This window comes from Nostocoides sp., from assembly GCF_035343835.1.
GTDB classification, from domain to species: domain Bacteria; phylum Actinomycetota; class Actinomycetes; order Actinomycetales; family Dermatophilaceae; genus Nostocoides_A; species Nostocoides_A vanveenii.
Map to the genome: position 1 here is coordinate 5,328 of NZ_DAOQZV010000095.1, position 1,057 is coordinate 6,384.

Below are 1,057 nucleotides of genomic sequence, written 5' to 3' on the forward strand. Positions count from 1 at the left end.
CGCGAGCTTGCGGGCTGCCGGGATCGTCGTGCTGGCGACCGTGACGTCACCCGAGGAGGCGCTGGCCGCCGACGCCCTCGGCGTCGACGCGCTCGTCGTGCAAGGCCCGGAGTCCGGCGGTCATCGGGGGACGCACTCAGGGGCCACCGAACCCGACACCCGCCCACTCGACGAGTTGCTCGCGGCTGTTCGCGCGGCCATCGCGCTGCCGCTGATCGCGGCGGGCGGGCTCATGTCGGCCGCGGATGTCCGTCGCGTGCTCGATCTGGGCGCCCTCGCGGCGCAATGCGGCACGGCCTTCCTGCGCTCCCCGGAGGCCGGCACGAGCGCCACGCACCCGTGCCGCACTTGTCGACGGCCGTTCACCGAGAGCCTGGCCACCCGGGCCTTCACGGGACGCGTCGCCCGAGGGTTGCGCAATTCCTTACGGCACAGCTCGATGCAGTCGCGCCGATCGGCTATCCCGCAGTGCACCAACTCACCCGGCCGCTGCGGGGCCGCCGCAACCAGGGACGGCGATGCCGAATGGACCCACCTGTGGGCCGGCGCCGGCTGGCGCGCCGGCACCGACCTCTCGCCCGCCGACGTGGTGCGCTTGCTGACTCCCCAGATTGCCGGGGCTCAAGTCAACGACAACCATCTGCCTGCCCCCGTGCGTCTCTATCACGACAATGCGTTCACAAGGAGGTCGAGATGGACCCCGCGGAGTTCGACCGGTGGTATGCCACCGCATACCCGCGGCTGGTCGGTCAGCTCACGCTGATCCTTGGCGACCGGGCCGAGGCGCAGGACGCGGTCCAGGAGGCGTTCGTCCGCTTCTGGGATCGCCGAGCGGCATTGACCGATGTCGCGTCCCGCGACGCCTGGATCCGCACCACCGCCCATCGGTATGCCGTGAGCCGCTGGCGCCGGCTGGCGCGCGGGCGTGAGTTGACGCGGCTGGTGCCCGAGCAGCGCGTGCCCGACGAACTCAGTCTCGACCGGGCCACACTAGTCGCGGCCCTGCGCAAACTTCCTGAGCAACAACGGCATACGGTCGTTCTCCACTACATCGCCG

General features: G+C 71.1%; 2 protein-coding genes. Both read left to right on the forward strand.

All coding sequences use genetic code 11. The annotated features are described in order from the left end of the window. Positions 1-763, forward strand: a 763-nt coding sequence (locus tag PKH97_RS08510; protein ID WP_324386978.1) for a nitronate monooxygenase, incomplete at its 5' end; no start/stop codon positions are given. Next, the coding region (locus PKH97_RS08515) for a sigma factor (RefSeq protein WP_324386979.1) at positions 694-1,057 on the forward strand (364 nt) is incomplete at its 3' end. The genes PKH97_RS08510 and PKH97_RS08515, both read left to right, overlap by 70 nt.